Genomic DNA, 12460 nt, shown 5'->3' on the forward strand with positions numbered 1-12460 from the left:
CATCAGGGGATGGGCTCGGGTGGAGAGGCGTCCTTCGGGCCGGGGCGGGCGTGACCGTTGCGTGCCGGGCACAGGCGATTGCCCTGCCCCACCTGCCAGCCCAGCACTCTCAGCAGCCTGCGGGCCAGCGGCGGAACCGCATCGACGATCAGCCTGCGCGGCGCCGGAAGCCCGGCGGCGACCTGGCCGATCAGCCGCAGCGCGCCGGCGTCGATGAAGTGCAGCCCGCCCAGATCAAGACGGACGTCGCCGCCGCACACGGCCACCGCCCAGGCCAGCGCGCGGGCCAGCCGGGGGTGGGCGGCGCGGTCGATCTCACCGCCCAGGCGCAGCCCGCAGGGATGCACCATGAGCGTGATGTGGGCAACGCTGTCACTACTCGGGGACGTCATGACACTCCAGCAGAGGTAAGCCGGGGCCGCCGCTCGTGACGGTCCTGAGCCGGGCTGTCGTACCCGCGCCGGACCCGGGAAAGGAGCCAGGGGTCGGCTTCGCCGGCGGCTCGATCCCGCCCGGCGAAGCGGTACGGCCCGTTCTCGGCCGCCGTCCGCGAGGCCGTGGGGCGCTCCGCGCCCTGGGCTGTGCTCGCGGTTGCTGTCCCTCTCCTGCCCGCGGCGGCCCGCATTATGCCCCATAGCAACCACTCGACCACGAAGCGCGCCCGCCGCCCTTTACATAAACTATGAATATAAAACTGTTATGCTTACGGCGTGAGCCGCCAAGACGCCGACCCGGTCGCGGCCGCCGCCATCGCGGCCGCCCTCTACGGCCTGGCCACCAGGGCCGCGAGACGCCTGCCCGCGACATGAGCCTGACCTCCGCCGCCACCCTCGCCACCCTGGACCGGACCGGGCCGCGGCGCATCACCGACCTGGCCGTGGTCGAGGGCGTCACCCAGCCCGCGATGACCGCCCTGGTCCGGGTGATGGAGGAGTCCGGCCTGGTCGAGCGGCGGGGCGACGCGTCCGACAAGCGGGTCACGCTGGTGTGCCTGACCGACGCCGGCGCCTCCTACGTCCGGACGCGGCGCCAGGCGGGCGTCCACGCGTTCGAGCGGTTGATCGGGAAGCTCACCCTCGACGAGGTCGAGGCGCTGGTGGCGGCCCTTCCGGCGCTGCGGCATCTGGCGGAGCTCGAAAGCCAGGACCGCGAAGGGCCGAGACGGTGACCGGGCAGCCGGTCGGCGGGCCGCGGTGAGGGCGCTCCCGGTGGCGCGGCTGCTGGTCCCCGCCCTGATTTTCATCGCGCTGGTCGTGGCGGCGGTCGCCAGCCTCGGGACGCCGCTCATCACCAGCGTGGCGACCTCGTTCCACGTCCCGCTCGGCAGCGCGCAGTGGACGCTGACCGTCGCGCTGCTCAGCGGCGCCGTCGCCACGCCGGTCCTGGGCCGGCTCGGAGCCGGCCCGCACCGGCGCGCCGCGATCCTCGCCACGCTGGCGGTCGTCGTCGCCGGCAGCGCGCTCACCGTGCTGCCGCTGCCGTTCGCGTGGCTGCTGGCCGGCCGGGCGGCCCAGGGCGTCGGGCTCGGGCTGACGGCACTGATGATGGGCGTGGCCCGGGACCACCTCCCCGAGCGGCGCGGCGCGGCCGTGATCTCCCTGATCTCGGTGGTCTCGATCATCGGGGCCGGCGTCGGCTACCCGCTGGCCGCCCTGCTCGCCGAGCTCGGCGGGGTACGGGCCGCCTACGGCCTCGGCCTGGCCGTCACCGCCGCCGCCCTGCTGACCGCGTGGCGCTCCGTCCCCGAAGCCCCCGAAGGCCGCTCCGCCCGCGTGGACGTGGCAGGCGCGGTCGTCCTGGCCGCCGCGCTGCTCCTGGTGCTGTTCCTCGCCGGCGAACGGATCCTGTGGAGCGGGCACCTCGCCGTGGCGGCGGGCCTCGCCGTCGTCGCGGTGGTGCTGCTCTGCCTCTGGGCCGTCATCGAGCTGCGCGGCACGACGCCCCTGGTCGATGTGCGGGCGATGCGGCACCCGGCGGTCGCCGGGGCGAACCTCGCCACGTTCGCCGGCGGGATCGGCATGTACCTCCTGCTCACGCTCATCACCCGGTACGCGCAGACGCCGCACGGCGCCGGCTACGGCTTCGGGCTGACGACCTTCGCCGCCGGGCTGGTCCTCGTCCCGTTCTCGGTGCTGGGGTTCGTCGCCGGCCAGCTCACGCCGCGGATCCGGACGCGGATCGCCGGCCCCCTGCTCCTGGCCGGCAGCGCCGTCGTGGTCGGCGGCGGGTTCGCCCTGTTCGCCGCGGCCCGGACGAACCTGGCCGAGCTGTTCGCGGCGATGGGCGTGCTCGGCTTCGGCGTCGGCGGCTTCTCGGCCGCGATGCCCGGCGTCATCCTGGCCGTCACCCCCAAGAGCGAGACGTCGAGCGCCATGAGCGTCAACTACGTCGTCCGCAGCGTCGGGTACTCCCTGGGCAGCGCCCTCGGCGGCCTGATCCTCGCCGCCGGCACCGGCCCCGGCCACCTCTTCCCCGACGACAACGCCTACACCACGGCGGCGCTGGCCGGCATCGGCGCCATGGCGATCACGACACTGACCAGCCTCGCCCTCGCCCGCCGCCGCCCGCCCGAGGCCTGACGCCGGCCGGCTACCGGGCCGGTCGGTCCGGCCTGCCGACTGACACGGATTGGAAGAGCGGCCGCACGCCGCCGGTCATGATCGGGCCGTGGATCCGTCTCAGGTCACCGTCCGGCTCGACGGCGAACGTGAACAGCTCCGCGCGCAGCGTGCTGACGTAGGCCCGCCGCCCGTCGGCGCTGAGCGCGATGCCGACCGGGCCGTGTCCCGCCTCGAACGGGGCGTTCGGGGTGGGCCGCAGCGACCCGTCGGCGGCGATGGTGAAGCCCCACACCTTGGTGGCGAGGTCGGGGTTGACGTTCAGGCCGCCGCTGGTGACATAGAGGTGCCTGCCGTCAGGGGTGATGGCCGTGCCGATCGGTACGTCGGGTGCGCTGTACGGCGAGCCGGGGACGGGCGTGAGCGAGCCGTCCGCGCCGATGGAGAAGCCGAAGAGCTGGCGGTCCGACACGCTGGTCAGCGCCTCGCAGGCCACGTAGAGGTGGCGGCCGTCGGGGGTGACCGACATGCCGAGCCCGCCGCGCTCGACCGGTACGGGCTCGCCGGCCCTGCTCAGCGTGCCCTTCGGGCCGACCGCGAAGACGACGACGAAGCCGGGCGGCTCGGTGTCCTCCGGGGTGATCGCCGGGCGGCCGTGGCTGACGAACAGGAAGCGTCCGTCGGGCGTCATGGCCAGGCCGCGCGGGCTGGCCTGGCCGGTGGAGACCGCCGGGCCGCGCCGGTGCAGCCGGCCGTCGAAGCCGACGGAGAACACCGACACGGTGCCGTCGTCGGTGTCGGCGGTGTAGAAGGTCCGGCCTGACGGCGCGAGGAGGCTGCCGAACGGGAAGTCGCCCGCCCGGACGGCGGGCGGCCGGAGCGGGGTGAGCCTGCCGTCGTCGCCGACGCGGTACTGGTGGACGCTGTCGTCCAGTGCGGTGGCGACGTAGGCGGTGCGGCCGTCGGCGGAGAGCTGGAGCTGCCGCGGCTGCGTGCCCGTGGGGATGAGCGGCGGCTCCAGCACCGGCTCTCCGGTGGAGCCGAGCCGGAACAGCGAGATGTCGCCCGAGTCGCCGTTGGTGACGTAAAGGGTGCCGCCGGCGGCGGCGTCGGCCGGCGTGCCGGTGAGCAGCACGCTCACGGCCAGTGCGGCCAGTGCCAGGCGCGCTCCGCGCGGGCGCGATCCGGGTGCGGCCGGCAGGCGTGGGGGACGCGTGACGTGCATGATGCCTCCTGTCCGAAGGGGTCGCCGGCCCGGCGGCCGGGCACCGCCCGTCTTCAGGACCCCTCCAGGCTGCCACCCCGCCTGGTCCGGTCCCAGGGCATTGTCCGGACATCTACCGGTAACTCCGGCGCGTGACCAGCGGGGCAGGCATGGGCGCCGCGTGCAGGCGGCCGGAACAGGGGCTCGTCCCGCAGATCAGGTGGGGCGTGGAGACAGGCGGAAGACGCGCAGTTCGCGGCCGGAGCGCTCGGTGTAGCCCTGGTACAGGGGCCAGAAGCGGACGAGTGCCTGCCATGCCTGTTCGCGCTCGTCTCCGGTGAGCAGGGTCGCCGTCACCGGCGTCACGCGGCCGCGGAAGTTCACAGTGGCCTGCGGGGTCTTGAGCAGGTTGCCGCTCCAGGCGGGATGCCGGTCCCTGCCGAAGTTGCTGCCGACCACGAGGAACGAGCCGTCGTCCTGCGGCATGCAGGCCAGCGGGCTCTGGCGGGGCTGCCCGGTCTTGCTGCCGGTGGTGGTGAGCAGCAGGTGGGGAAGCAGTTGATCGCCCATGAGCACCCGGCCACCGCTCAGCCGGTTGACGAGACGGTCGAGCGGCGGGACGATCTTGGGTGCGACCAGGGCGAAACCCCTGGTGCCCGCGAGCCACTGGAAGAACGGGCGCAGCGCGGCGCTGAGCCGGGCCCTTGCCGTCGTCCTGTTGCGCTGCTGCTCGACCACGCCGACCTCACGTCCTGGCTCCGGGCTTGCTGATGAGGTCACGATATCTCCAACCAAGCGCTTGGTCTAATCGCAGCGGGCCGGTTCGGGCACCACCTTCCTCAACCAGGCGACGACCGCCATCTCCAAGCAGACCGGCATCCTCATCCTCGACCCGTGGGCAGCCAGTCCGCCGGCAGCTCCGTCACGCAGGCGAACGCGGCCGGCATCCCCATCATGGCCTTCGACCGCAAGCCCTCCGGCGGCAAGGGCAAGGTCAAGGTCCTCGGCAACGACGGCATCGCCGACGCGCTGGCCGCCGTCGCGGCGGGCGAGATGTACGCCACCAACGCCGAGTCGCCCTTCGCCCTCGGACAGAAGGTGATGTCCCTGGCCGGCGATGTGCTGGGGGGCAAGCAGGTGCAGCCGGACGAGACGCTGCGGGGCGAGCTGGTCACGAAGAACAACGTGAAGGAGTACGCCGACCATCTCACCAGCCTCGGCGACAAGTCCGGCGTCCCGGACAGCCTCAAGTAGCCGCACGAAACGCCTGCCCGGACGCGTCCGAGCAGGCGTTTCCCCGCTTCCCCGCCCGCCCGAGCGATCACGGGGCGGTCACCAGTTGCGTCGTGGGGCGTTCCCGCCTATCAGTCGTCGTCGGGGAAGACCAGCTCATCGCGTGTCGCCACCAGCTCGGCAGGAGGCGGCTTGATGTCGACGGCCTCGCCCCAGCCGGAGAGCCGCACGTCGGCGGTCGAGACACTGCGGTCCTTGGTGTTCCAGAGCGAGTCGGGCTCGTCATAGCGCGTCTGGCACCTGCGGACGAGCTGATCCGAGCCCAGCCACAGCCGCCACGTCACGGGCAGCTTGGTGTAGCTCGCGTACTGCCCCGTGGGCTTCTCGAAGCCGTCCACCCGCAGGCCCGGGTTCAGCTTGTACAGGTCGCCGATGGTGGTGCTGCCTTCGTAGAGCGTGGTGCGCGTGCCGTCGTAGACGCCGGCGGGCCGCTTGACCGTCGTGGTGGCCAGCACGTGCCGGAGCGTGGCGGAATCGCTCAGCCTGATCTGCCCGCACACCAGTTCCAGGTCGTTCTTCTTGGTCTCCAAGAACCAGGACTTGCCCGCCGGCATATAGGCGGGGTGCTCGCGTTCCCAGCCGTAGGCGCGGTCGGGGAAGATGATGCTCCGGGAGTCGCCGGGCGAGAACTTCGAGTAGCGCACGTCGATCGCCACGATCCCGCCCCCGCCGAACTTGTAGACGGCCCGCGACCGGCTGGAGACATGATCCTTCTTCGGCCCCCAGACGATGCGATACACCGCGTTCAGCCGCACGCCGCCGTGACCGTCGAGCTGCCGCTTCAGTGCCGCGACCGGATCAGGACGGGTGACGGCTCCGGCGGGTGCGCCGATGACCGAGACCGATACGGCCAGCACGGCAGTCAGCCCAATCGTCCGTCGCCCCATGCCCTGCTGCTCCCCCGCTCGGTTCCGTGCCGTCCGGAACGGAGGCTGGGAAGATCTTCGCGCATGAAGATCTCAACGCTGTCACGACGAAGCCCGCACCAGCCGCCCGTCACCATCGCTCACGACCCGTGGTGGTCGAGGGCCACGCGTTTCCTGTCTCCTGAGCCGCGGAATCGGGGCCCGCTATGTCGGGGTCGCGCGCAGTGTCGCGGCGACGGCCGCCGCGTGGTCGGGGTCGGTCATGAGCTGATCTCCGTGGACCAGCGGGAAGTGGGTGTTGTAGGCGGCCGTCCTGGCGTCGGGTGACAGGGCGTGCCGTACTGATCTCGCCGCCTGCCAGCGTGGCCGGACCGCCTCCCGCTCCGCTTCGCCCGGGCGGTGATGCCACCTGCAGCTGGGGCAGGCGGGCATGCCGGTCGCGGTGTCGATGGAGAAGATGTTGCGCCTGACGTCCGGGCGGCGGTGCGGATCCGCGAATGGGCCGGCCCGCCACTCGCCGGTGGTCTCGTCGATCGGATGGCCGGTCAGCTGCGACTCGTAGCCGCGGATGAGCTCGGCGAGCGGCGAGTCGTGCCTGACCGGGCCCGTCTCGCCGCGCTCGGCCGAAGCCAGCGCGGCGGCGAGCACCGGGTGGTCGGCCACGCCGGCCAGCTCGCACTGGCGCCGGGCTTCGGCGACCGCGGCTCGCCGCCGCAGGTCCGGCGGGGCATGGTCGATGGCCTCGGCGAGCTGCCGATCGATGACCCGCAGGGCGTGCCGGGCGAGCGGGTCCCCTTCCCGGGGATCGTCGGGAGCCGCGTCGGTGATGACCCCGCCCAGCAGCGGCCCCTCCAGCAGCGCGGGGGTGAACAGCACGCCGGAGATACGACTGGCCAGCGCGAGGGCCTTGGGAACGGAGCCGGACAGGTACGGGAACTCCCCCTCCGGGTCGGGATCCAGACCCAGCTCGCGCAGGTCCTCGTTCAGCGCGTCGGGGTGGCTGCCCCAGCGCTCCTGCGGCGTCTGCGGGCGGAAGGCCGTCCGAACCCGGCCGTCCGCGGCGTGTCCGAAGGCATGCGAAGCCGCGTAGTCGTGCCGCATGACGGACACGGCCTCACCACCACCACGGGTCAGCTCGCGCAGGGTCTCGGGACGGGTCCCCTCCCAGCCGCCGTACTCGAACGCGATCGTCCAGCCGCCGGCCCGGGTCACCAGCACCATGTCGCAGCGGCCGCCGGTCTCCTCGACGCGCTCCATGACCTCCTCATCGGCCACCACATGGACGTTGCCGTCGACCACGCCGAACCGGCGCAGCGTCTCGCGCTCGTCCAGGCCACGGACGAAGGTGACGGTGTAGATCTCCTCCCATGCCTCCTCCCACGCGTAATCCGCGGGCATGATCTTCCGCATCGATCTCCCTGGTTCCGCCCTTCCGTGATCACGGGTGAGTATGGCAGGCGGGCCCGACATCGGCTGCACCGTTCAGCGCCATGCCGTGGCCGCCGTGTTGTCGAGCAGGGCGATGCGGATCTGCTTGCGGGAGGCGATGCCGAGCTTGGCGAAGACCTTGCGCAGATGCGTCAGAGGGCGAGAGGCGTCAGGGCTCAGCAGTCGTGACCGCCCCGCAGGCGAGGCCGCCACTGGTCAGTTCACTGCCTGCGCGGGTGGCGTCGATCAGGGCCTGCAGCAGGCGGAGCGGGTCCTCGGCGATGCGGTTGCAGACGTACAGCCACCACTGGGTGCCGAACACGATGTACTGCCTGGTGGGATGGCCGCGGTCGCGCATCGCCGCCAGCCGGCCGGCGTCGAGCCCCAGCAGCGTCTCGACCTCGTACGCGCCGGAGCCTGGCCGCATGTGCGGCTGCAACGCGGTCAGCAGGTCGGGGTCGTGGGTGGCGATCGAGCAGAGGTGGCCGTCGTCCAGGAGGCGGGTCGCGCAGGTGAGGAACGCCGCCCGCAGCTCGCGGCTGCCGCGCGGGTAGGCGACGGACTCGGGTTCGAGGTAGGAGCCCTTGACCAGGCGGATGCGGCCGGGTCGCTGGAGCAGGCGGGGCAGGTCCTCGGCCGTGCGGTGCAGGCGGGCCTGGATGGTGACGCCGACGTGGTCGAAACGCTCGCACAGGCGTTCGTGGGTCCATAGGACGAGGTCCGTGCGGTCGGATCCCTCCATCGAGATCATCATCTCCTGGCCCGCGGCGGCGGTGGCCTCGGCCAGCCGGGTGGCGTTGGCCAGCCCCAGCTCGCGGTCCACCACGGAGCCGATGTGGGACAGGTCGAGGGACACCGAGCAGTTCACCGCGCGGGCCGCGGCCTGCCGTGACAGGTCCAGGAAGACCTCGGTCTCGGCCGTGGCCAGGGCGGCGTCCCGGCAGCTCTCCCCCATGTAGTCGATGGTGGCGGCGCTGCCCTCCGCGTTGAGCAGGGCGGCCCGGCCGAGCGCCTCGTCGATGGTCCGGCCGCCGACGTAGCGTTCGGCCACCCGCCAGGCCAGGCCGCGCAGTGCGGGGTCCGCGGCGACCCGGTCCTTGAGCTCTTCGTCCAGGGCCAGGGCGCGCATCGTCTCAGCCGCCTGCTCCATCAAGGTCATCTCGTTCGTCACGCCGGCACTCTATCACCAACGAAAATTTTTTTAGAAGGAGCTCTCATCTGAGCGGCTTAGGAGCCGGGGCTATTAGGCTGCGCTTGTGGATCATCGAAGGCGCGGGCGAGGCACGGGGCGGCAGACGAGCGACATCACCGAGCCCCCGATCGCCCGGGTGGACGTCGTGCGCGAGACCCTCCACGGCATCACGCTCGAGGATCCCTACCGCTGGATGGAAGCCGGGGGCGAGGAGTTCCACCGCTGGCTGGCCGGCCAGGCCCGGCACGCCCGCGAGCACCTGGACGCCCTGCCGCACCACTCCGGCCTGCTGGCCCGGATCCGCGAGCTGGGCGGCGCGCTCACGCGGTACTTCGGCCTCGGGATGGCGGCCGGCAAGGTCTTCGCCTTGGTACGCGAGCCGGACGCCCGCGTGCCCTTGCTGACGGTGACGGAGGCCGACGGGGCGAGCAGGGTCCTGTTCGACCCCGGCACGGTTTCCGGCGATGCGCACCACGCCATCGACTGGTATGTGCCCTCCCCCGACGGCCGCCACGTCGCCTGTGCCGTCTCGGCGTCCGGGGCGGAGGACAGCTCCATCCACGTGATCGACGCCGGCTCGGGAGCCCTCCTCGAGACGATCCCGCCCACGACGCGTTTCGCCTTCCTGAGCTGGCTGGAGGACGGCCGATCGTTCGTCTATCACCGTTACGCGGAGTCGTCCCTCCTGGACAGCCGTTCCTTCCTGCACCGTCTGGGCGCCGACCCGGCGCAGGACACGGTGGTGCTGGCCCGCGGCCTCAACCCCCGCATCGAGCTGGCCCCGCGCGACCGCCCTTTCCTGGTGGTGCCGCCGCACGGCGAGTGGATGCTGGCGATCATCTCCCACAGCGCGCTCAGCCCCTGGCCCTGGACCGGCGAGCAGCTGAGCGACTGCACGGTGTACGTGGCGCCGCGCGCCGGGCTGGCCGACCCGGCAACCTGCCCGTGGCGGCCGGTCGCGGGCGTGGCGGACGGCGTGACCGCCCTCGCCACCAGCCACGACACCCTCTACCTGGTCTCCCATCGGGACGCGCCGCGCTCCCGCGTGCTGGCCGTTCCGCTTGCCGCACCGGACCTGTCCCGCGCCCGGGTGGTCGTGCCCGCGAGCGAGCGGGTGGTGGAGACGGTGCGGGTGGTGGGCGACCGGCTGCTGGTACGCGACCTCGACGGTGGCGTCAGCCGGCTGCGGCACGTACCCCTGTCCGGCGGCGAGCCCGCCGACCTGCCGATGCCGGTGGACGGCGCGATCCTGGAGTGGACCACCCACCCCGAACGGCCCGAAGCCCTGCTCCTGATGGCCGGCTGGACCGACGCGCCCCGGCTCTACCGCTACGACGGCCACTCCCTCCGGGACACCGGGCTGGCGCCGCGCTCGCCGGTGGACTTCGGCGACGTGCACGCCCGCACCCTGCACGTGCCCGCGCGGGACGGGACGCCGATCCCGCTCACGGTCGTCCACCACAAGGACCTGAAGCTGGACGGCGACAATCCGGCCGTGCTCACCGGCTACGGCTCCGGCGGGCTCATCGACCTGCCGGAGTTCCGTCCTGAGCTGCTCGCCTGGTACGAGCTCGGCGGCGTCCACGCCGTCGCCCACCTGCGCGGCGGTGGCGCCTACGGCCGCGAATGGCACGAGGCCGGACGCGGCGCGCGCAAGGAGGCCACCATCACGGACTTCATCGACTGCGCCGAACATCTCATCGCGCTCGGCTACACCCGCCCGGGGCGGCTGGCCGGCCAGGGCTCCAGCGCCGGCGGCATCCCCACCGGCGGCGCGCTGGTGCGCCGCCCCGACCTGTGGGCCGCCATGGCGATGCAGGCGCCGACGGTGAACGCCACGCGGAACGAGTTCACCGACAGCGGGCCGATCAACGTGCCCGAGTTCGGCAGCGTCACCACCGAGGAGGGCCTGCGTGCCCTGCTGATCATCGACGCCTACCTGCGGGTCCGGGACGGCGTGCGGTACCCGCCGGTGCTGATGACCACCGGCCTGCACGACGCGCGGGTGCCGCCGTGGCAGCCGGCCAAGCTGGCCGCCCGCCTGCGGGCGGCCACGGCCTCCGGCCGGCCGGTGCTGCTGCGCGTCGAGGAGCACGGCGGGCACGGCGCCGGCTCGACCAGAGACCAGGAGCAGGAACTGCTCGCTGATGTGCTGGCTTTCGTCCTGCACGCCTCCGACCGGTCATGACAGTGACAGACAGGTCGGGTACGGCGGGTGGATCGGCGGGCCGCGCTTTCGGGGCCATGGCCCGGATCGCCGCCGACGCCGGCCACCCCGCCCAGGGCGGGTTGGCGTCACGGGCGGACCGATGAGGGCGCGGGCTCGGCGTCGAGGCGCTGCGGTGGGGTTCGAGCAGCTCGGCGTCCACCGCATCCGGGCGGCGCAGCCGGTCAGCTGACGCGGACGACGCTCTTGCCGTGGGTGGTCCCGTCGGCCAGGTGCGCGATCGCGGTCTCGACGTCGGCGAGGGCGTATTCGGCGGTGACGTCGATCCGCACCGTCCCGTCGGCCACCAGGGCCATAGCGCGGGTGGCGCTGCCGGCCAGCCTGCTGGGGTGGGTGCGGGCGGCCAGGTTGCTGTTGTAGGTCAGCAGCGACTGGCCCTGCGTCAGCAGGTCGTTGACCGATACGGTGACCGGTTCGAAGGTGGCGATGTTGCCGTAGACGACGATCCGGCCGTGCGGCGCCAACCGTTCCAGGCTGGCGACGCGGGCGGGGCCGCCGATCGGGTCGAGGATCACGTCGAACGTCCGCTCGTCGAGGGCGGCGGGGAACTGCTCGCGCACCAGGACCTCGTGGTAACCGGACCGGCGGGCGTGGCCGATCTGACCGGCGTTGCCGACCACGCCGACGATGCGTTGCGCACCCGCGGCAGCGGCGAACTGCCCGGCCAGCGTTCCGACTCCGCCGGCGGCGGCGTGAATCAGCACGCTGTCGCCGGGCCGCACCCGGGCGACCGTGTTGATCAGGTCGTAGGCGGTGGGGGTGACCCACCCGAACCCTGCCGCGGTGCGGGCGTCGACCTTCGCGGCGTTGATCGCCAGCATCGCGGGCGCGGTCACGACCTCCGCGTACCCTCCTCCGCCGATCAGCGCGACCACCTGCTCCCCGATCCGGGCGGAGTCCACCCCGTCGCCGACCGCGACGATCTCGCCGGCCACCTCGAAGCCTGGGACGAACGGGCGCGGGATCGGGAAATGCCCCTGGCGTACCAGCACGTCCCCGTATTGCACGCCGGCGTAGGCGGCCCGGATCGCGACCTCGCCCGGGCCTGCCACGGGATCCGGCACCTCGGAGAGCTGGAACGCGTCATCGGCGCCCAGAACAACAGCCTTCATTGAATTCAGCCTTCTGTCTCGACTCAGTATCCTGATACTGCAGGACCATAACCAGTCTCAGGATATTGAGTCAACTTAGGGAGCTGTTTCATGAGCGACGTGCCCGTCGAGGAATACGTGTGCACCCGCATCCGTCGCGCGGAGCAGGCGCTGATGGCCCATCACGAGTCGGTGCTGCGCGGCTACGAGCTGACCATGACCCAGTACACGGTGCTGCTGACCCTGTCGCGCGGCGGCGGCATGTCGGGGGCGCAACTGGCCCGCGCCTGCGGGGTCACCCAGCAGAGCATGGCCACCGTCCTGACCGGCATGCAGAACAAGGGGCTCATCGACCGGCAACCGTCCCCGGTGCACGCCAAGGTCATGATCGCCACCCTCACCCCGGCGGGCCGCGACCTGCTCGACCGCGCCTACCAGGAGGTCATCGTGCTCGAACGCGCCCTCACCGACCGGTTCACCCCGGACGAGCGCGACCTGTTCTGCGAGTTCCTCGACCGCGCCACCGCCACCCTCATCGAGCAGACCCCCACCACGCGCGCCCACTGACGAACAGCCGCCCTCCAGCGGGCGGGGAAGCGCA

The 12460-nt window shown here is 72.5% G+C and carries 12 protein-coding genes; 5 read left to right on the plus strand and 7 right to left on the minus strand.

Translation table 11 applies throughout. From position 1 onward, the window contains the following. Positions 1–2: 2 nt before the first annotated feature. Complete coding sequence (locus KIS93_RS57590) at positions 3–350, minus strand: STAS domain-containing protein (RefSeq protein WP_186405067.1); 348 nt, start codon at positions 348–350, stop codon at positions 3–5. A 455-nt stretch (positions 351–805) separates the two neighbouring features. Between KIS93_RS57590 and KIS93_RS57595 the strand changes: the two genes are divergently transcribed. After that, on the plus strand, positions 806–1168 hold the full coding sequence (locus KIS93_RS57595; protein ID WP_080046825.1) for a MarR family winged helix-turn-helix transcriptional regulator: 363 nt from the start codon (positions 806–808) through the stop codon (positions 1166–1168). Positions 1169–1208: 40 nt separating this feature from the next. Continuing rightward, positions 1209–2579 (plus strand): MFS transporter, encoded by a 1371-nt coding sequence (locus KIS93_RS57600; RefSeq protein ID WP_222108085.1) that lies wholly within the window; start codon positions 1209–1211, stop codon positions 2577–2579. 10 nt (positions 2580–2589) lie between these two features. Here KIS93_RS57600 and KIS93_RS57605 read toward each other — a convergent pair whose 3' ends face one another. Both KIS93_RS57605 and KIS93_RS57610 read right to left on the minus strand, forming a co-directional pair. After that, positions 2590–3783, minus strand: coding sequence for a lactonase family protein (locus tag KIS93_RS57605; protein ID WP_080039515.1), 1194 nt, complete (start codon positions 3781–3783; stop codon positions 2590–2592). A gap of 195 nt (positions 3784–3978) precedes the next feature. Next, positions 3979–4542: a nitroreductase family deazaflavin-dependent oxidoreductase gene (locus KIS93_RS57610; protein ID WP_230466249.1), complete on the minus strand. Its 564-nt coding sequence runs from the start codon at positions 4540–4542 to the stop codon at positions 3979–3981. Between the two features lie 114 nt (positions 4543–4656). Between KIS93_RS57610 and KIS93_RS57615 the strand changes: the two genes are divergently transcribed. Further along, positions 4657–5016 (plus strand): type 1 periplasmic-binding domain-containing protein, encoded by a 360-nt coding sequence (locus KIS93_RS57615; protein WP_080039516.1) that lies wholly within the window; start codon positions 4657–4659, stop codon positions 5014–5016. A gap of 110 nt (positions 5017–5126) precedes the next feature. Here the strand turns inward: KIS93_RS57615 and KIS93_RS57620 are convergent, their stop codons facing one another. From KIS93_RS57620 to KIS93_RS57630, 3 genes are all read right to left on the minus strand, one after another. Then, on the minus strand, positions 5127–5912 hold the full coding sequence (locus KIS93_RS57620) for a hypothetical protein (RefSeq protein ID WP_080039517.1): 786 nt from the start codon (positions 5910–5912) through the stop codon (positions 5127–5129). Positions 5913–6125: 213 nt separating this feature from the next. After that, positions 6126–7331, minus strand: coding sequence for a DUF6461 domain-containing protein (locus KIS93_RS57625; RefSeq protein ID WP_080039518.1), 1206 nt, complete (start codon positions 7329–7331; stop codon positions 6126–6128). 187 nt (positions 7332–7518) lie between these two features. Then, the gene (locus KIS93_RS57630; protein ID WP_230466250.1) at positions 7519–8520 is read right to left on the minus strand and encodes a proline dehydrogenase family protein; all 1002 of its coding nucleotides are present in this window, start codon (positions 8518–8520) and stop codon (positions 7519–7521) included. Positions 8521–8605: 85 nt separating this feature from the next. Here KIS93_RS57630 and KIS93_RS57635 point away from each other — a divergent pair, with 85 nt between their 5' ends. Next, positions 8606–10729 carry a prolyl oligopeptidase family serine peptidase gene (locus tag KIS93_RS57635; protein ID WP_080039519.1) on the plus strand — a complete coding sequence of 708 codons (2124 nt, stop codon included), beginning with the start codon at positions 8606–8608 and terminating at the stop codon, positions 10727–10729. A 203-nt stretch (positions 10730–10932) separates the two neighbouring features. On the opposite strand, the gene KIS93_RS57640 is transcribed toward KIS93_RS57635, so the two are convergent. Beyond that, positions 10933–11880 (minus strand): quinone oxidoreductase family protein, encoded by a 948-nt coding sequence (locus KIS93_RS57640; RefSeq protein WP_080039520.1) that lies wholly within the window; start codon positions 11878–11880, stop codon positions 10933–10935. Between the two features lie 90 nt (positions 11881–11970). Between KIS93_RS57640 and KIS93_RS57645 the strand changes: the two genes are divergently transcribed. After that, on the plus strand, positions 11971–12426 hold the full coding sequence (locus KIS93_RS57645) for a MarR family winged helix-turn-helix transcriptional regulator (RefSeq protein WP_080039521.1): 456 nt from the start codon (positions 11971–11973) through the stop codon (positions 12424–12426). Positions 12427–12460 lie beyond the last annotated feature (34 nt).

This window comes from [Actinomadura] parvosata subsp. kistnae (assembly GCF_900323885.1).
GTDB classification, from domain to species: Bacteria; Actinomycetota; Actinomycetes; order Streptosporangiales; family Streptosporangiaceae; genus Nonomuraea; species Nonomuraea composti.